The sequence below is a fragment of the Micromonospora sp. ATCC 39149 genome (genome assembly GCF_000158815.1).
GTDB lineage: Bacteria > Actinomycetota > Actinomycetes > Mycobacteriales > Micromonosporaceae > Micromonospora.
Genome location: NZ_GG657738.1, coordinates 594,751 through 612,336 on the forward strand (window position 1 = coordinate 594,751; position 17,586 = coordinate 612,336).

The window sequence follows — 17,586 nt, forward strand, 5'->3', positions numbered from 1 at the left end:
CTGATCTCCTACGTCGAGACCTACGGCGACGACGACCTGGTGCTGGTCTTCCTCGGCGATCACCAGCCGTCCCCGGTCGTCACCGGCGAGAACGCCAGCCGGGACGTGCCGATCACCATCGTGGCCCGCGACCCGAGGGTGCTCGACCGGATCGACGGCTGGCAGTGGCAGGACGGGCTACGGCCCAGCCCGGACGCGCCGGTGTGGCGGATGGACGCCTTCCGGGACCGCTTCCTCACGGCGTTCGGGTCCCGGCCGGCTTCCGCGCCGCCGGCCGCCGCGCCGCGCTGACCCGTCCGGGCGTACGGCGGGTCAGGCGGCCTCCCGCCCGGTGCGCGTGCCGTCGGGCCGGGCCGCAACGCCGGGCCGGGGGCGGGTGGCGGGAAGCTGCGGGCCGGTGGCCGCGTCGCCGCGGGCGAGTCGCATGGCGCGCTCGGCGTCCACCAACACGTGGCACGGGGCCTCCTGGTCGCCGCAGAGCAGGCTGCGGCACCGGCCGGTCCCGTCGGGCTGGTGGGCCTCGGCGACGTCGTACGCCAGCCGCCACAGCAGCGTGTCCGTCACGTCACTCGGCGGAACTGTGTCGTGGCTGGGCCGGTGGCGCGTTGTGCCGGACACCCGGGAACCCCTCTCGTTGTCGCTACCCGTACAGGTTCACCGGCATTCCGGCTCGCTAAACCCACCCCGGGTAGGCGGTTGCTCACATCCCCCCGATTCTCGTCCCCCGGCGCAAATGCGGTTGCCGGCGTCGCCCCGACCCTGCTGTCCTGGTCGTGAACCGTCCGATCGAAGGGAGCAGCGCCATGCCCGACTCGTCGAGGTCCGCCGCCAGCCCGATGTTCGTCCCCCTTTGAGGATGCGAGACTTCATGAGTACGTCGACCCCGGGGCGCACGCCCCAGGCGAGCACCACCAGTCCCCGCCGATCCGCCGCCGCGCCGCCCCGGCGGATCCCGGAGGGGGAGGCCGCCTGATGTCGATCTTCGACGATCCCGGCCTGTTCGGCCAGCTCTGGGCGGCCAGCTACGACCTCGGCCCCAATCCCGATCCGGCCCCGGCCGTCGACTTCCTAGCCGGCCTGGCCGACGGCGGTCCCGTCCTGGAGTTGGCGATCGGGACGGGCCGGGTGGCGCTGCCCCTGGCAACGCGCGGCCTCGACGTCGAGGGCGTCGAGGCCTCGGAGGAGATGGTGGCGCGGATGCGCGCCAAGCCGGGCGGCGACGGCATCCCGGTGGCGATCGGCGACATGGCCGACGTGCCGGTGGTTGGGCCGTACCGGCTGGTCTACCTGGTGTTCAACACGCTGTTCAACCTGGTCGACGAGTCCCGACAGCAGGACTGCTTCCGCAACGTGGCCCGGGTGCTGGCCCCCGGCGGCGCATTCGTCGTCGAGGCGTTCGTCCCCGACCCGGCCGGCTTCGACCGCGACGAGCAGCTTCAGGTGCGCGAGGTGACCGAGGACTCGGTGACCCTGCGGGTGCACCGGTACGACCGGCCCGCGCAGCGGTTCGTCCGGCAGACCGTGGTCATCGACGGTCGGGGCGCGCGGCTGGAGCCGTTCGCGATGCGGTACTGCTGGCCGGAGCAGATCGACGAGATGGCGGAGCGGGCCGGGCTGCGCCTCGCCGAGCGGTACGCCGGCTTCGACCGCCAGCCGTTCGACGCCGACAGTCGCTCGCACATCTCGGTGTACCGCCTGCGGTAGTGGGCGCCGCCGCCGCGCCGGCCGGAGAGCTACGGCCGGCGCGGCGGGCCGGGCCGGTTCCGCCGTCGGCGCGTACCGGCCCGGCGACACCCTGCCGGGCGAGCGGGAGCTGTCCGCCACCTTCGCGGTGAACCGGCACGCCGTGCGCGAGGCGCTGCGCCGCCTGCAACAGCTCGGCCTGGTCCAGGTCACCCAGGGGTACGCGACCCGGGTACTCGACTGGCGGGTGCACGCGGGCCTCGACCTGGCCCTGTCCCTGGTCCGCTCCGGCGACGTCCTGCCGGTCGACACGCTCGTGCGGGACATGCTGGAGATGCGCGCCTGCTTCGGCGTCGACGCGGCCCGGCTCTGCGCCGAGCGGTCCGACTCGGCTTACCCGGGAGACGGTCACCCGCGCCGCCGATTAGTTCGCCGCGCTCGCACCCGACCTGCCCCGTCGGCGTGGCGCTCGACGACATGGTGCTCCACAGTGTCTGGCCAAGCCGCGCCGGCGGCCGTAGGTGCCTGCCCGCCGGCCGTCATCGGGGCCGGGCGGGACAGCCTCCGGCGACCGCCGGGGCGGGACGGCGGACCGCTGCCCGCCCGTCCCGCCCCAGCCTGGTCGTCACGCCTGCGGGGCGGCCTCCCGGCGCAGCGTCGACGAGCCGGCGGCCACCGACCAGCCGGCCACCCACCGGCTGACGCTGCCCGGCCGGGTCCGGTCCGCCAGGTGGTACCAGTCCATCCGGCACCGCTGCCGGGTCACGTCCAGTACGCCGTAGCCGTGGCCGTCCAGCTCCGTCCAGCGCACGTGCGTGTTGGTCGCGCGGACCAGGTCCGCGCCGAGGAGGCTGAGCGCGTTGCCCTCCGGCAGGCCGAGGAAGTCGTTGATGTTGTCGCTGGTCACCGAGGGGACCACGAACTCGGCGGCGGCCGGGGCGGACGTGCCCGTGGCCCGGGTGGTGACCTCGTTGGCCCAGGAGGTGTGGATGTCGCCGGTCAGGAAGACGACGTCGCGGGTGCCGGCCGCCCGCAGGTGGTCGACCAGCTCGTTGCGGTCGGCGTTGTAGCCGTCCCACTGGTCGGGGTTGAGCACCGCGCCGTTCTCGGGAATGCCGAGCAGCCTGCCGAGCGGGCCGAGTAGCCACGCGGGCAGCGTGGCCAGGTCGACCCGGGCGATCATCACGGGGTTGCCGACCAGCTTCCACCGCGCGGTGGAGGCGGCCAGGCCGCTCTTGAGCCAGGACATCTGCGCGTCCCCGGTGATCGTCCTGGCCGGGTCGTCGACGGCGGCGCCCGACGCCTGCCGCGAGCGGTACGAGCGCAGGTCCAGCATGGACAGCTCGGCCAGCCGCCCGAACCGCAGCCGGCGGTAGATCGCCCCGTCCGCTCCGGTGCGCACCGGCATCCACTCGGCGTACGCCTGCCGGGCGGCGGCGACGCGGTCGGCGAATTCGCCCTCGGTCGCCGGGGTGTGGTTCTCGGCGCCGCCGGACCACTGGTCGTTGGCCACCTCGTGGTCGTCCCAGGTGATCACCCACGGCACCGAGGCGTGCAGCGCCTGCAGGTCCGGGTCGGTCTTGTACAGCGCGTGCCGGATCCGGTAGTCGGCCAGCGTCAGCACCTCGTGCGCCGGGAGCACCGACCGCACCACCGTCCCGCCGGCATCGAACTCGCCCGTGCCGTACTCGTAGAGGTAGTCGCCGAGGTGCACGACGAGGTTGAGGTCGCCCCGGTCGGCCAGGTTCCGGTACGCCGAGAAGTAGCCCGCCTCCCAGTTGGCGCAGGAGACCACGCCGAGGCGGAGCCGATCGATGTCGGCGTCGGCCGGCGGCGCGGTCATCGTGCGACCGGTCGCCGACCACGCCCCGGCGTACCCGAACCGGTACCACCAGGTGGTCGCGGGGGCCAGGCCGGTGACCGCCACCTTGACGGTGTGGTCGCGGGCCGGCCCCGTGGTCAGCGTGCCCTGCGCCGCCACCGTCGCGAAGTCGGGGTCGGCGGCGACCTGCCAGGTCACCTCCACCTCCGGGCCGACGCCGGAGCCGGGCTGCGCCTCGTCGGTGGGGGTGAGTCGGGTCCACAGCAGGACGCCGTCGGGCAGCGGGTCACCGGAGGCCACCCCGTGCCGGAACGCGCCGCCGGCCGCGCCGGCGGGGGCCGGGCCGGCGAGGGTGGCGCCGGCGAGCACGGCGGTGCCGGCGGACGCGCCGGCCAGCCGCAGGAGGGTACGACGGTCGATGGTGTTCGTCATGCCTCACGTATCTACCGTCATCACCGTCTCGCCCGCTGCCCCGCACGCCACTGTTTCGCCGACCCTTCACCGGCTGTCGGCCCGATTCCGGCCGGCGGAGATAGGGTCGGCAGCCATGCGGACGAAGCAGGAGTTGGGCGCGACGATCCGGCGGGACCGGCGGGCGGCGCTGGTGGTCAACGCCCGCTCACGCCGGGGTCGCCGACTCTACGAGCACGCCCGGGCGCTGCTGGCGCGGTCGGGCTTCGAGCTGCTCGGGGCGTACCCGGCCGACCGGCCCGGTGAGCTGGAGCGGAGCCTGGACGACGCCCTCGCGCTCGGGCCGGACCTGCTCGTCGCCGGCGGTGGTGACGGCACGCAGAGCGCCGCCGCGCGGCTGCTCGCGCACCGCGACGTGGCGCTGGGCCTGCTGCCGCTGGGCACCACCAACAACTTCGCCCGCACCCTCGGCCTCCCGCTCGACCTGGACGCCGCCGTGGCGGTTCTCGCCGAAGGCAAGGTGATCGACGTCGACCTGGGGCTCGCCGGCGACGTGCCGTTCGCCAACCACGTCGGGGTGGGGCTGTCGGCCGACATCATGCTGCGGACGCCACCGGCGCTCAAGCGGGTCACCGGGCGGCTGGCGTACCCGGCGACCGCGCTGGCGCTGCTGACCCGGCACCGGGCGCTGCGGGCCACCGTGCGCGCCGCCGGCGCGACGCACGAGTTCCACACCCACCAGCTGTACGTGGCCAACGGCGGCTTCCACGCCGGCCGCCCGATCACCGCGGACACCGACGCCGACGACCGGCTGCTGGTGGCGTACCCGGTCGGCGGTCCGACCCGGCGCGGTCTGCTGCGGGACACGGCCCGCAACGCCGTCACGGGAGCCCGACGCACCCTCGCCGAGACGACGTTCCTCGCCGTGGGCGAGCTGTGGCTGGAGACCGACCGGCCGGCGCGGGTCGAGGTGGACGGCGAGCTGTGCGGCGAGACCCCGATCCGGATCGGACTGGCCGCCAACGCGCTGCGGGTGATGGCCCCCACGGACAGCCCGGACCGCTGACGACGCAAGGAAGGGCCCCCTGTCAACGCATACGGTAGAGAAGGGTTCCCTTCTCACGGGCGGAGTCCCCGGGCCGGTGGCGCGCCGGACGGCGTGCCACCGGCCGGGGTCAGGCCGGGGTCAGGACCCGTACGGCCGGGCCGCCCGCGCCGTCCGCAGCGCCTCGGCCCACCAGCCGAGCTGGTCCAGCAGGGCGGTGGCCGCACGGTTGACCGAGTCGGCGTCGACCGGCTCCCCGGTCGGGTCGAAGCAGGCGTGGCACATGGCGAAGCTGACCGTCTCGCGGACGGTGACGGTGTGCAGCTCGGCGAAGACCGCCCGCAGCGGCTCCACCGCCCGCAGCCCACCGGAGATGCCCCCGTACGAGACGAAGCCGACCGGCTTGGCGCGCCACTGGGCGCCCACCGAGTCGATCGCGGTCTTCAGCGGCCCCGGGTAGCTGTGGTTGTACTCCGGCGTCACCACGACGACGGCGTCGGCCGCCCCGATCCGGTCGGCGAAGGGCACCTCCTCCGCGCCGGGGGCCACGGCACCCGCCGCGCCGCCGAGCGCCGCCGGGACGTGCGCGAGGTCGATCAGGTCGACGACGAGGTCGTCGCGCTGACGCGCCTGTCGGCAGAACCAGTCCGCCACGACGGGGCCGAACCGCCCCTCCCGGACGCTTCCGACGATGACGGCCAACCGATACGGGAACTCGGACAACGCATTCTCCAAACGGGACGACGGGCCGTCCCTCGACGGCCGCTCGCCAACGGTACGACCTCAACCAAAGTTCAGGTCAACCCGGAGGCAGCCAGCCCGCCGCCCTGCGGCCGGCCGGGGACCGCTCAGGCCCCGCCCCGCCAACCGCCACACACAGGCCCGGCCTGTACCGGCCCCGGCCGGCCCACCGTCGTCGGCCCAGCCGGGACGGCGGGCCGGCGACGGCGCGGGTCACTGGGCCAGCTCGGCGACCTCCTCGGCGCTCAGCCGAAGGGCGGTGGGGGCTGCGGACTTCGCCAGGGCGCGCGCCGCGGCGGCCGGCGGGTCGGCGGGCCGCCGCCGATGCCAGTCGGTGACCGCCTGGTACGCCGCCGCGACCGACAGTAGCCGATCCTCCCCGTACGGCAGGCCGCCGAGGATGGTGCCGATCGGCACGCCCGTCGTCGTGAAGCCGATCGGGAAGGCGATCTCCGGCAGGCCGAGGATGTCGAAGGGCACCGGGCTGGTCTGCACCACCACGTCGCAGGAGGCGAAGAGCTGGTCGAGCACCCGCTCCATGAGCAGCAGCTTGGCCCGCTGGCCGGTGATGAACTCGCTGCCGCCCATCAGCGCGCCCTGTAGCCAGCCCGTCACCGACACGCCGAAGCCGCGCAGGTCGGTACGCAGGTACGGCAGGAACGGCTCGCTGCGCTCGGGCAGCCGGACGTTGTTGAACGCGCTGCCGGTGAGCAGATCCCACTCGTCGGGCAGCGGCACGTCGACCACCGTGGCACCGGGGATCGCGGCGAGCTTCGCCAGGTACGCGGCCCGCGCCGCCGCCGTCTCGGTGGTGCCGGCGGTGAAGCCCGGCAGCACGCCGATGCGGGTCTTCCAGCGCAGTCCGAGCCGGCCACCGAAGTAGACCGGGGTGGCCGCGTCGATCAGCTTCGGCACTGCGGGCAGGCCCTGCGTGCGCGGGTCGGCCGGGTCCTCGCCGGCCATCGCGGTGAGCATGATGGCCGCGTCCTTGGCGTCGCGGGCCAGCGGGCCGGGGTGGTCGCGGGTGTAGCTGAGCGGGATGATGCCGTGCAGCGAGACGCGGCCCATCGTCGGCTTGAGGCCGGTGAGGTTCTGCGCGTTCGACGGGGCGGTGATCGAGCCGCCGGTCTGGGTGCCGGTGCCGGAGGCGGCGAGTCGCCCGGCGACGGCGGTGGCGGTGCCGGTGGACGAGCCGCCCGGGTCGGTGCGGTTGTCGGTCGGAGTCCAGGCGTTGACGGTGGTGACCACCCCGTTCGGGGTGGTGGCCCGGGTGGTGGCCAGCGGCCCCATCTGGGTCTTGCCGAGCACGATCGCCCCGCCGGCGAGGAGCCGGGACACGGCCGTGGCGTCGTACGGGGGCCGGAAGTCGGCGAACAGGTAGGAGTTGGCGGTGGTGGGCACCCCGGCGGTGTAGTAGTTGTCCTTGATCGCCAGCGGGATGCCGTGCAGCGCCCCCCGCCGGGGCTTCTTCGCCAGGGCGGTCGCCGCCTTGGCCGCCGCCTCGGCGAGGACCAGGTTGAACGCCTGGTACGTGCCGTCGTACGTGGAGATGCGGGCCAGGTACGCCTCGACCAGCTTGGCGGGGGTGAGCCTGCCGGCGCGGATCAGCCAGGCCGCTTCGGCGACGGTGAGTTCGGTGGGGTCGGCCACCGCCTCCGGGCGCGGCTTGACGTAGGCGTTGGGCACGTCCAGCGCCGGGTTCCACTTCGCGGCCGTGAGCAGGGGTGTTCGGCCCGGACCGGCCGCCGACGCCACGGCGGGCAGGCCGACGGCGCCGCCGACCGCCGACGCGGCGGCCAGGGCGGCGGTGCGGGCGAGGAAGGCGCGGCGGTCGACGCCGCGGTCGACGGGGGCTGCGCTCATCAGTTCCGCCATTCCGTGCTGATCGAGGGGTAGAGCATCGGCGCGGGCTGCTGGGACAGCGCCCTGGCGACGGCGGGGTCGGTACCGGCCGGGGCGGGTAGCTGGTACGCGGCGAGCGTGCCCACGGTGCTACGGACGAAGGACCGCAGGGAGGCCAGCACGGAGTCGCGGCCGGGGGAACCGGTCTCCGGATCGGCGGTGGTGCCGGCCGGAAGCTGGTCGAGGTCGATGCCGAGGGACGCGAGCCGGGCGCGGATGAGAATGTCCAGTTCGGCGTCGGTCGGTGGGGTGGGTGCCAAGGGTGCCCCCTCCTGGGGTGGGAGTTGATGCGCCCACTGTCGGGCCGGGCCGTGTCACCGGCGTGTCGAGTCGATCTCGACGCGGTGAAGCAACGCGGGTCGATGCGCTCTGACCTGCGAAGGCTCGGCCGACTCCAGCCTCGCCCGGTTCCGCCGGCCACACCTGCGGGCGCGCCGGCGCGGGTCACTTGAGGTGGGTGAGGAAGAAGTCGCGGATGTCCTCGGCGAGCAGGTCCGGCACTTCCATCGCGGCGAAGTGGCCGCCGCGTTCGAACTCGGACCAGTGCCTGATGTCGTACAGTCGCTCGGCCAGCGGTCGCACCGACTGCGTGATGTCGTGCGCGAACACCGCCACGCCGAGCGGCACCCGGCACGGCTGCTGGCTCCCCCGCGGGGTGTCGTGGTGGAACCGGCCAGAGGAGGCCCCGGTCGCGGTCAGCCAGTACAGCGAGATGTCGGTGAGCATGCGCTCGTCGCTGACCGGCGTGACGGGGTCGGTCCACTGTGCGAAGCGCTCGGCGATCCATACCAGCTGCCCGACCGGCGAGTCGGTCAGCGCGTAGCCGATGGTCTGTGGGGTGAGGGCCTGCAGAGCCTGGTACGGCGGACGGTTCGCCATCAGCTGCCTGACCTTGTCCAGTCGGGCCTCATCCGCTTCGGACACCTCGACGTCGGGATCCGGCCGGGTCGGCAGGTAGTTGACGTGCACCCCGACGACCTGCTCGGGTGCCACCGCGCCCAGCGCCATGGAGATGCCCGCACCGAAGTCGCCACCCTGCGCGCCGTAACACTCGTACCCGAGACGGCGCATCAGCTCAGCCCAGGCCCGCGCGACCCGGACGGTGTCCCAGCCGCGCTCGTGGGTAGGCCCAGAGAAGCCGAACCCCGGTATGGACGGAATCACCAGGTGGAAGTCTCGCGACAGCGGCTCGATCACGTCCAGGAACTCCAGGAACGAACCAGGCCAGCCATGGGTGAGGACCAGCGCGAGCGCGTCCGGTTTCGAGCACTGGACGTGGACGAAGTGGATGTTCTGGCCCTCGATCTCGGTGGTGAAGTGCGGAAGCTCGTTGAGCTTGGCCTCGTGCTCGCGCCAGTCGTAGCCGGTGCGCCAGTATTCGGCCAGTTCCTTGAGCCGCGCCAGCGGGAAGCCGTAGTCCCATCCGGCGTCGGCGACTTCGTTGGGCCAACGGGTGCGGGAGAGTCGGTCGGTCAGGTCGTCGAGGTCTGCTTGGGGGATGTCGATGCGGAACGGCTTGATCATGGGTCTGCCTCCAGGGGCCCACTCGGCGACAAAACGTTCGGACGACTAACATTTGGCGTACTAACGGTACCACAATCATTAGTTAGCCAAACGATCCGTTAGGCTTGTCACATGGAGAACACATCCGAGGAGACGCCCGCCGGGTGGCAGAGCCTGCCCAGCTGGCTGCTCACCCAGACCGCCAGCCACGCGCACCGCCTGGTGGCTGGCGGGTTCTCGGCCGTTCATGCCCGCGGGCACCACTACCGCCTGCTGGCGACGCTGGAGAAGTACGGCCCGGCCAGCCAGGCCACGCTGGGCCGCGGTAGTGGCATCCACCTCAGCGACATGGTCGCGACGATCAACGAGCTCGCCGAAGGCGGACTGGTCGAGCGCGCCCCGGACCCTGCCGATCGGCGGCGCAACATCATCTCGCTGACCGTCGCGGGCAAGCGGCAGCTGCGACGACTGGAGAAGCAGCTGGCCGAAACCCAGGACGAACTGCTGGCCCCGTTGTCACCCGAGGAGCGACAGCGGTTGACCGAGCTGCTGTCCAGGCTGTTGGACCACCACAACCGGCGAACCGGCTCCCCCGAAGAGCAGTGACGCTGACGGGGAACGAGCCCAGGAACCCGCTGCCCGGCGAGGAACGCCGGTGGAAGTGGAAGTTGCGAGGCGGCGTCGTCCGGCCCGGGTAGCACCGACACCGAAGGCCACCTCCCGTTTCGGGGGAGGTGGCCTTCGGCCCGCGTGGGCGGTGGAAGCGACTACCTAACGACCTTCGCGGTCTGCTTCGACGTGGCCGTGCCGGGCTGGAGGTCCGAGCGCATCGCCGTCACCCGCACGGAGAGCCGGTGCCCGACGTCGACCGCCTGCGGCACGTACCGCTGGCCGGTGGCCCCGGCGATGACCTTGCCGTCACGCAGCCACTGGTAGGAGAACGTCAGCCCCTTCTGGTCCCACTTGCCCGGATCGGCCCTGAGGGTCTTGCCGACCTTGGCCGTCCCGCTGATCGACGGGAGGGTCTTGGCCTTGGCGGGCGGGCCCAGCGCCGGCACGTTGAGGGCGCGCTCGCGGCTGACGTTGCCGGCCACGTCGTACGCCCGGTACCGGATCACGTGCGCGGAGCTGTCGATCCGCGCCGGGGCCAGGTAGGGCTGCCAGGCCCCCTTGTCGATCCGGTACTCGATCCGGGCCACGCCGGAGTCGGCGTCGCTGGCGTTGACCACGAACTTGCGCTCCACCAGGTACGCCTGCACCGTCGGTGGCGCCTCGTCCACCTTGGCCGGCAGGGACCACACGTCGCTCCAGAAGAGGTTGACGCCCTGGGCCCGGTAGTCGATCTGGTGGCTGCCCGCCGGCAGGTCGACCGGCTCGCGGTACGGGAACCAGCCGCCGCCGTCGATCTGGTACTCGACGAGGCGCACCTTGTCGCCGGCGGTGATGGTCAGGGCAGCGTCCGCGCCGTACCACCCGTCGGCCCCCGCGTCGGAGACCGTGGCCTTCGGCTTCCCGCCCTCGTAGCGCAGCGGGTCGACGCCGCCCAGCGTCGGGACGACCTTCTTGATCGTGTCGTCCGCGCCGAAGTACAGCCGGTCGATCGTGGTCTCCCGGTGCATGCCGTCGCCGCCCGGGATCCCGAACCGGTGGTACGCGATGTACCAGTCGTCGGTGCCCGGCACCTGGAGGATCGAGTGGTGGCCGGTGCCGAGGATGCCCTGGCTCGGGTCCTTGGTGAGGATCTCCCCCTTGGCGGTGAACGGGCCCAGCGGGCTGGTGCCCGTGCCGTAGCCGACGCGGTAGTTCTCGCTGCGGGTGTCGTCGATCGACCAGGACAGGTAGTAGGTCCCGGCGCGCTTGTGCATGAACAGGCCCTCGCGGAAGTCCGTGAGGCCGGTCAGCCGCACCCGCTTGGCGACGTCGTAGGAGACCATGTCGTCGTTGAGCGGGACCACGTACGGGGTGCCGTTGCCCCAGTAGAGGTAGCTCTGCCCGTCGTCGTCGGTGAAGACCGCCGGGTCGATCTGCTGGGCGTTGTTGTAGTCGGCCTTGCTCACCAGCGGCTTGCCGATGGGGTCGACGAACGGCCCGAGCGGCGAGTCGGCGACGGCGACGCCGATGTTCTGCTGCGCCGAGAAGTAGAAGTAGTACTTCCCGTTCTTCTCGATCGCGGCGGGCGCCCAGGCGTTGCTGTCGGCCCAGGTGACGTCCGGCCCGAGGTCGAGGATCGTGTCGTGCTCGGTCCAGTCGACCAGGTTCCGGCTCGACCAGACCTTGAACGTCGAACTGCCCCAGCCGGGGATGCCGTCGGTGGTGGCGTAGATGTAGTAGGTCTCGCCGAACCGGACGATGTTCGGATCGGCGTTGAAGCCGGGCAGGACCGGGGTGCGCATCTGGATCGTCCGCACGGTCCACTCGCGGGTGGCCCCGGTCGCGCTGGTCACGGTCAGCGTCACCGGCTGCGAGTAGTCCCGCGCGCCGCTGGGCGCGACGGTCGAGGTCGGCGCGACCACGTACGTCGGGGCGAGGGCGGTCACGTCGGTGCCCGGCTTGACCGGCAGGGTGATGGTGCTGCTGGCGGGGTCGACGATCGCGGGGACCTTGAGGCTGTCGAGCTGCACCGCCTGGACGCTGGTGCCGTTGGAGCCGAGCCCGGCGACCTCGCCGTCGGTGAGCGCCCGGTTGTAGATGGAGAAGTCGCGCACCCGGCCCTTGAGGTATCTGTCGGCGGTGTACTGGGAGCGGCCGATGTAGTTGGCCGTGGTCCGGCCGCCGCCGATGTCGCCGGGACGGTTGGTCAACCCGGTCTTCTCGGCGACCCGCACCCCGTCCAGGTAGATCCGGGCGGTGCCGGCCGAGTTCAGGGTGTACGTGAGGGTCTTCCACACGCCCCGCGGCACGGCACTGGTGCCGTCGACGCTCTGCTCGCCGGTCCAGTTGCCCAGGCTGATCGCGGTTCGGTAGTTGTTGCCGGTGGTGAAGAGGTAGCCGTTGCCCACGCCACCGGAGTCGGTGTTGCCCAGACCCCAGATGAAGTACGGCGTGGCCTGGTCGGCGGCCATCTTCACGTCCATCGACACGGTGATCTCGTCGAGGCCGGCCATGATGTTGTCGGGCAGGGCCACGTGGCCGTTGGTCCCCCCGAGGGCGAGGCTGCCGTCGCCCCAGCTCGCGTCACCGGCCAGCTTCGCGTCGTAGCCGTTGCCGGAATCGTCGGTGACGGTGGTGCCGGTGGCCTGGTCGAGGGGGTAGTGGGCGACGACGCCGTCGGCGTTGGCGCGCACCGGCGGCGGCGCGTCGTTGAGGGCGTCGAGTTCCTTCTTCGTGACCGGGATGACGGTGCCGTGCCGCGGGCTGGCGGGCAGGCGGTAGGAGGCCGGCACCTTCCAGTCCGGATTCGCCAGGTCGTTGGTGCCCAGCGGGATGTAGCCCCGGCCGCCGTACTCGTCGACGAACAGGTAGTAGGCCGAGCCGGAGGTGTCGCCCGGGTTGGTCTTGAAGACCGTGGGCCCTTCGACGGCGGAGGTGCCGGCGTCGCGGCCGATGCAGGAGTCCTGCATGGTCCAGGCGGGCTTTCCGGGCAGGTCGACGGCGGTCAGCGAGGACGACTTCTCCTGGATGATGTCGGAGCAGCCGGTGCCGCCGCCGCCCTCGTCCTTGGTGAACCGGTAGTAGGTGTCGCCCTCCCGGATGACCGTGGAGTCGATGCGCGACTCACCCCGGTCCTGCCAGATCGTCGGCTGGCTGAACGTGACGAAGTCACGCGTCGTCGCGGCCAGCATCCGGTTGTACGTGTTGCCGGTGTGGTTCGGGTCGTTCTCGGCGAAGAGCTTCGAGGCCCAGAAGACGAGGTACTCCCCGCGGGCGGCGTCCCAGTACGCCTCGGGCGCCCAGGTGTTGCCGGCGGTGGGCGGGGAGATCAGGACATGCCGCTGCTCCGACCAGTTCACCAGGTCGGTGGACTCCCAGACCTCCAGGTACCGGCTGCCCTGGCGCTGGGCGACGTCCCAGTTGCCGTTGCGGCCGATGGACAGGTCGGTGGCGATGAGGAAGAACCGGTCCCCCTCCGGGCTGCGGATCAGGAACGGGTCACGCAGGCCCAGGGTGCCGAACTTCGACTCCAGCTTCGGCTGGCCGCCGTTGAGCTCGGTCCACCGCAGGGCGTTGTTGCCCTGGCTGGCCGCGAAGTAGATCTTCTCCCCGGCGATGGAGTTGCCGGTGAAGTAGCTGAAGACGTAGCCGGCGTACGGGGCGGCCTCGGGCAGCTCGCGGACGGTCAGCTCGATGGCCCGCTCGGCCGTGGCCGTGCCGACGGTGACGGTGGCGGTCACGGTGACCTTCACGTCGCCGGCGCCGTGCGCGGGGCGCTTGACGACGCCGTCGGCGCTGACGACGGCCGGCTGGGCGGAGCGCCAGGCGACGGCCGCGCCGTTGATCCCGGTGGTCGGCATGGTCAGGTTGCCGCGTACGTCGCCCGCGTTCACGAGCGACAGGGCGGCGGCAGCCCCCTCGCCCAACGTCTGGTCGTTCTCGTTGGGCAGCACGGTGGCGGTGAACGCCTTGGTGTCGCTGGTGGCGCCCGGCTGATGGTGGCGGTGAGGGTGACGGTGGCGGGTCCGTCGGCGGGGGCGGGGCGAGTCACCTCGCCGGTCGCGCTGATGGTGCCCGGTGCGCTGGAGGACCAGGCGATCGCCGACCCGTACGTGCCCGTGGTGGGCAGGGTGAGCTTCCCGGTCACGGCCGAGAGGTCGCCCAGGTCCAGGGCGGCGGTGTCGGCGGCGACGCGGGTGCCGTCGGGTATGGCGATCGCCGCCACCTCGTCGGCGGCGAGGGCCCGGTCGTAGATGCGGAAGTTCGCCACCTTGCCCTTGAGGTACCGGTCGGCGGCGTAGTTGGACCGGCCCAGGTTGTTGTTGGTCGTGGTGCCGTTGCCGACGGCGCTGGGCAGCACGGTGACGCCGGTGTTCTGGGCGACCTGCACACCGTCCTCGTAGAGGGTGCCGGTGGTGCCGGTCTGCGTGTAGGTGACGGACTTCCACACGCCCCGGGCGAGGTTCGCGCCCTTGCCGGTCACCTTCTCGCCGGCCCAGTTGGTCGTAGTGATGCCGGTGCGGAAGGCGTCACCACTGGTGAACAGGTAGCCGGTGCCGGAGTTCGAGGTCGCCGAGTTGCCGAGGCCCCAGATGAAGTACGGGGTTTGCTGGCCCGGGTCGACGTACACGTCGACGGCGACCGTGATCGACGACAGCCCGGCCATGATGTTGTTGGGCAGCTTGACGTGGTCGTCCACGCCGTCGAGGACGAGGCCGCCCTGGCCGGTCCAGGTGCCGCCGCCGGTGAGCGTGCCGTTGTTGCCCCGGCCGGAGCTGTCGGTGACGGTGGTGCCGCTGCTCTGGGTCAGGTCGTAGCGCACCAGCAGGCCGTCGGTCACGTCGGCTGCGGTGGCCGGCGCGGCGGTGGCGGGCAGCAGCCCGGCGACCAGCGCGAGCAGCGCGCCGGCGACGAGCGGCCGGGCGCGGCCGAGGACGGCGGGGAAGGATGTTCGCGTTTGCGGGGGCGGTGCTTCGCGCATGGGGTTCCCTCGTGGTGGCGGGGGGTGTGAGGCTTGAACAAGGTCGAATTCTCGGGGTCGCGAAACTCCGGCGTCAATGGCCTGACCAGGCGCAAACGTTCCGTATGTCCACCCTCACGCAATGCGGAGTCCTCCGGGCAGCGCGAACCGCCGACGGGGCTCGCGAGCCCGTCTGCGCGGGCGGCAACCCCCAGGTGCCCCGCCGCGCCGGCGGGGTGCGCGCGGTCAGCCCTGCCGGCCGCCGCTGCTGGCGCGCACCACGAGCTGCGGCTCGACCTGCGGGTGCGGGGCATTCCCCGCCGGACTGTCGGCCTCGAACAACTCCAACAGGGCCGCGACGCATCGGCGGCCGACCTCGTCGAAGTCCTGACGGACGGTGGTCAGCGGCGGCGAGAGGTACTCGGCCTCGGGGATGTCGTCGAACCCGACCACGCTGACGTCCTCCGGAACCCGCACGCCGCGCTGGTGCAGAGCGCGCAGCAGGCCCAGCGCCTGGTGATCGTTGGCGCAGAAGACGGCGGTCACCTCCGGGCGGTCGACCAGTGACTGCCCGATCTCGTAGCCGGCGCGGGGACTCCAGTCGCCGACGAGGGCCGGCGGGACCGACCGGCCGGCCCGCTCCAGCACCAGCCGCCACCCGTCGACGCGGTCGCGGGCCTCCAGCCAGTCCCGGGGACCGGCGATGTGCCACACCGTCGCGTGGCCGAGGGAGAGCAGGTGCTCGACGGCCAGCCGGGCCCCGGCGACCTGGTCGACGGAGATGCTCTGCAGGTCGCCGGCCCCGCCGCTCGACTCGACCACCACGGCGGGCATTCCGGTGGGCAGCCCGTGCACGGCCACCGCCGCCGTCATCATCGGGGCGATGATGACGACCCCCGCCACCGACTGCTCGGTGAGTGCGTCGATGGCGGACTTCATCCCGGTTCGGTCGAGCTGCTCCAGGGTGACGATGCTGATGCCGTATCCCGCGGCGCGGGCAGCGCGCTCGATGCCGAGCAGGGTGGCCGCCGGGCCGTAGAGGATAGTGTCGAAGCTGACCACGCCGATGACCCGGGAGCGCCGCCCGGCCAACCCCCGGGCCAGGGCGTTGGGCCGGTAGTTGAGCTGGCGCACTGCGCGCATCACCCGCTCGCGGGTTTCCTGGCGGACGCTGGGGTGGTTGTTGAGCACCCGCGACACCGTCTGGTGTGAGACACCGGCGAGCCGGGCGACGTCGTTCATCACCGCCGCGCGTGCGGCCGGCTGCTGACCCATAGCAAGTCCCCTCGTGGCCATCGTAACCCGCCACAATCAACAAAACGGGTGGTGAGGCTCGCTGCGCGGATGGCGTGTTCGGTGTGTCCCCGGCCCGGGAACACACCGAACACCCGGTGTCGTACGTTCGATCGGAACCGGGCTCAGAACCCCCGGGCCAAACGGTAGTAGGCCTGGTTCCACCGCAGCTCGTTCGCCAGCCGACGGGGGGTCGTGTCGGCGTCGATCACGACCAGTTCGGTGGCGACCATCTCGGCCAGGTCGTGCAGTTCCTCAGTCCCGACGGCCTGCGACAGCACCGTGTGGTGCGGCGCGCCGGCGGTGAGCCACGCCTCCGCCGAGCCGGCCAGGTCAGGCCGGGGCCGCCACACCGCCCGGGCGACGGGCAGCTTCGGCAGCGGCTGCGGCGGGACGATCACGTCGATCTCGTTGGCGACCAGCCGGAACCGCTCCCCCATGTCGGCCAGCCCCAGCACCACGGCGGGGCCCGGCCGGGCGTCGAACACCAGGCGCACCGGGTCCTCGCGCCCGCCGATGCCCAGCGGGTGGATCTCCACGGCGGGCGTATCGGCCGCGATGGTCGGGCAGACCTCCAGCATGTGCGCGCCGAGGACCACCTCCCGGCCGGGGGTCAGGTCGTAGGTGTAGTCCTCCATGAAGGACGTGCCGCCGCTGGTGCCCACCGCCATCGCCTTCAGCGTGCGAACCAGCACCGAGGTCTTCCAGTCGCCCTCGCCGCCGAAGCCGTAGCCGTCGGCCATGAGCCGCTGCACCGCGATGCCGGGCAGTTGCCGCAGCCCGCCGAGATCCTCGAAGTTGGTGGTGAACGCGCGGAACCCTCCGGCGTCGAGGAAGTCACGCAGCCCCGCCTCGATCCGGGCGGCGTAGCGCAGGGAGTCGTGCCGCTCGCCGCCGGCGCGCAGCTCGGCGACGAGCCGGTAGCTGTCGTCGTACTCCTTGACCAGCTCGTCGATGCGCGCGTCCGCCACCGCGTCCACGGCCGCCACCAGGTCGTTCACGCCGTACGTGTTGACCGAGACGCCGAAGCGCAGCTCCGCCTCGACCTTGTCGCCCTCGGTCACCGCCACGTCGCGCATGTTGTCGCCGAAGCGGGCCAGCCGCAGCGACCGCATCTCCGCGTGCCCGATCGCCGCCCGGGTCCACGCCGCGATGCGGGCGGTCACGGTCGGGTTGCTGACGTGCCCCGCGACCGTCTTGCGGGCCACCCCGAGCCGCGTCTGGACGAACCCGAACTCCCGGTCGCCGTGGGCGGCCTGGTTGAGGTTCATGAAGTCCATGTCGATCTCGGACCAGGGCAGCTCGACGTTGGCCTGGGTGTGCAGGTGCAGCAGCGGGGTGCGCAGCGCGTCCAGGCCGGAGATCCACATCTTGGCCGGGGAGAAGGTGTGCATCCAGGCGATCACCCCGACCGCGCCCTGGACGGCGGCGTCGCGGCAGACGGCCAGGATGTCGGCGCTGGAGGTCAGCACGGGCTTCCAGACCACCCGGGCGGGGATGGCTGGGTCGGCGTCGAGCTGCGCCGCGATCTGCCGGGACTGGTCGGCCACCTGACGCAGGGTCTCCGGGCCGTACAGGCCCTGGCTGCCGGTGAGGAACCAGACCTCGGCGGCCGGGGATGGGTTGGTCATGGGG

Annotated in this window: 13 protein-coding genes and 2 pseudogenes; 5 read left to right on the forward strand and 10 right to left on the reverse strand. The window is 72.4% G+C overall.

Annotation, left to right across the window (positions count from 1 at the left end; all coding sequences use genetic code 11):
* Positions 1–291 (forward strand): annotated as a pseudogene (locus MCAG_RS02490) (sulfatase); the annotation flags it as partial.
* A 21-nt stretch (positions 292–312) separates the two neighbouring features.
* Here the strand turns inward: MCAG_RS02490 and MCAG_RS33270 are convergent.
* Positions 313–564, reverse strand: coding sequence for a hypothetical protein (locus MCAG_RS33270; RefSeq protein WP_050777824.1), 252 nt, complete (start codon positions 562–564; stop codon positions 313–315).
* A 408-nt stretch (positions 565–972) separates the two neighbouring features.
* Between MCAG_RS33270 and MCAG_RS02500 the strand changes: the two genes are divergently transcribed.
* Entirely contained in the window at positions 973–1,704 is a 732-nt protein-coding gene (locus tag MCAG_RS02500; RefSeq protein ID WP_007071412.1) for a class I SAM-dependent methyltransferase, read from the forward strand.
* 79 nt (positions 1,705–1,783) lie between these two features.
* Positions 1,784–1,906 (forward strand): annotated as a pseudogene (locus MCAG_RS36055) (GntR family transcriptional regulator); the annotation flags it as partial.
* A 402-nt stretch (positions 1,907–2,308) separates the two neighbouring features.
* Here the strand turns inward: MCAG_RS36055 and MCAG_RS02505 are convergent.
* A complete protein-coding gene (locus tag MCAG_RS02505) occupies positions 2,309–3,937 on the reverse strand; it encodes an alkaline phosphatase (protein ID WP_007071413.1) in 1,629 nt (542 codons plus the stop codon).
* Between the two features lie 115 nt (positions 3,938–4,052).
* Here MCAG_RS02505 and MCAG_RS02510 point away from each other — a divergent pair, with 115 nt between their 5' ends.
* Positions 4,053–4,982: a diacylglycerol kinase family protein gene (locus tag MCAG_RS02510; RefSeq protein ID WP_036372023.1), complete on the forward strand. Its 930-nt coding sequence runs from the start codon at positions 4,053–4,055 to the stop codon at positions 4,980–4,982.
* A 120-nt stretch (positions 4,983–5,102) separates the two neighbouring features.
* Here MCAG_RS02510 and MCAG_RS02515 read toward each other — a convergent pair whose 3' ends face one another.
* The 4 genes from MCAG_RS02515 to MCAG_RS02530 all read right to left on the reverse strand — a co-directional run bounded on the left by MCAG_RS02515 (position 5,103) and on the right by MCAG_RS02530 (position 9,128).
* A complete protein-coding gene (locus MCAG_RS02515; RefSeq protein ID WP_036372026.1) occupies positions 5,103–5,684 on the reverse strand; it encodes an NADPH-dependent FMN reductase in 582 nt (193 codons plus the stop codon).
* A gap of 231 nt (positions 5,685–5,915) precedes the next feature.
* The gene (locus tag MCAG_RS02520; RefSeq protein ID WP_198141471.1) at positions 5,916–7,565 is read right to left on the reverse strand and encodes an amidase; all 1,650 of its coding nucleotides are present in this window, start codon (positions 7,563–7,565) and stop codon (positions 5,916–5,918) included.
* On the reverse strand, positions 7,565–7,864 hold the full coding sequence (locus MCAG_RS02525) for a hypothetical protein (protein WP_007071417.1): 300 nt from the start codon (positions 7,862–7,864) through the stop codon (positions 7,565–7,567). The genes MCAG_RS02520 and MCAG_RS02525 overlap by 1 nt, the downstream gene beginning before the upstream one ends.
* Positions 7,865–8,048: 184 nt before the next feature.
* The gene (locus MCAG_RS02530; RefSeq protein ID WP_007071418.1) at positions 8,049–9,128 is read right to left on the reverse strand and encodes an epoxide hydrolase family protein; all 1,080 of its coding nucleotides are present in this window, start codon (positions 9,126–9,128) and stop codon (positions 8,049–8,051) included.
* 111 nt (positions 9,129–9,239) lie between these two features.
* Between MCAG_RS02530 and MCAG_RS02535 the strand changes: the two genes are divergently transcribed.
* The gene (locus MCAG_RS02535) at positions 9,240–9,713 is read left to right on the forward strand and encodes a MarR family winged helix-turn-helix transcriptional regulator (protein ID WP_007071419.1); all 474 of its coding nucleotides are present in this window, start codon (positions 9,240–9,242) and stop codon (positions 9,711–9,713) included.
* 161 nt (positions 9,714–9,874) lie between these two features.
* Here the strand turns inward: MCAG_RS02535 and MCAG_RS02540 are convergent, their stop codons facing one another.
* The 4 genes from MCAG_RS02540 to araA all read right to left on the reverse strand — a co-directional run bounded on the left by MCAG_RS02540 (position 9,875) and on the right by araA (position 17,582).
* Positions 9,875–13,651, reverse strand: a complete 3,777-nt coding sequence (locus tag MCAG_RS02540; protein WP_198141472.1) for a family 43 glycosylhydrolase — start codon at positions 13,649–13,651, stop codon at positions 9,875–9,877.
* Positions 13,588–14,679, reverse strand: a complete 1,092-nt coding sequence (locus MCAG_RS02545) for a LamG domain-containing protein (RefSeq protein WP_007071421.1) — start codon at positions 14,677–14,679, stop codon at positions 13,588–13,590. The genes MCAG_RS02540 and MCAG_RS02545 overlap by 64 nt, the downstream gene beginning before the upstream one ends.
* Positions 14,680–14,904: 225 nt before the next feature.
* On the reverse strand, positions 14,905–15,933 hold the full coding sequence (locus tag MCAG_RS02550) for a LacI family DNA-binding transcriptional regulator (protein ID WP_036372029.1): 1,029 nt from the start codon (positions 15,931–15,933) through the stop codon (positions 14,905–14,907).
* A 143-nt stretch (positions 15,934–16,076) separates the two neighbouring features.
* Positions 16,077–17,582 carry an L-arabinose isomerase gene (gene araA / locus MCAG_RS02555; RefSeq protein ID WP_007071423.1) on the reverse strand — a complete coding sequence of 502 codons (1,506 nt, stop codon included), beginning with the start codon at positions 17,580–17,582 and terminating at the stop codon, positions 16,077–16,079.
* Positions 17,583–17,586: the final 4 nt, after the last annotated feature.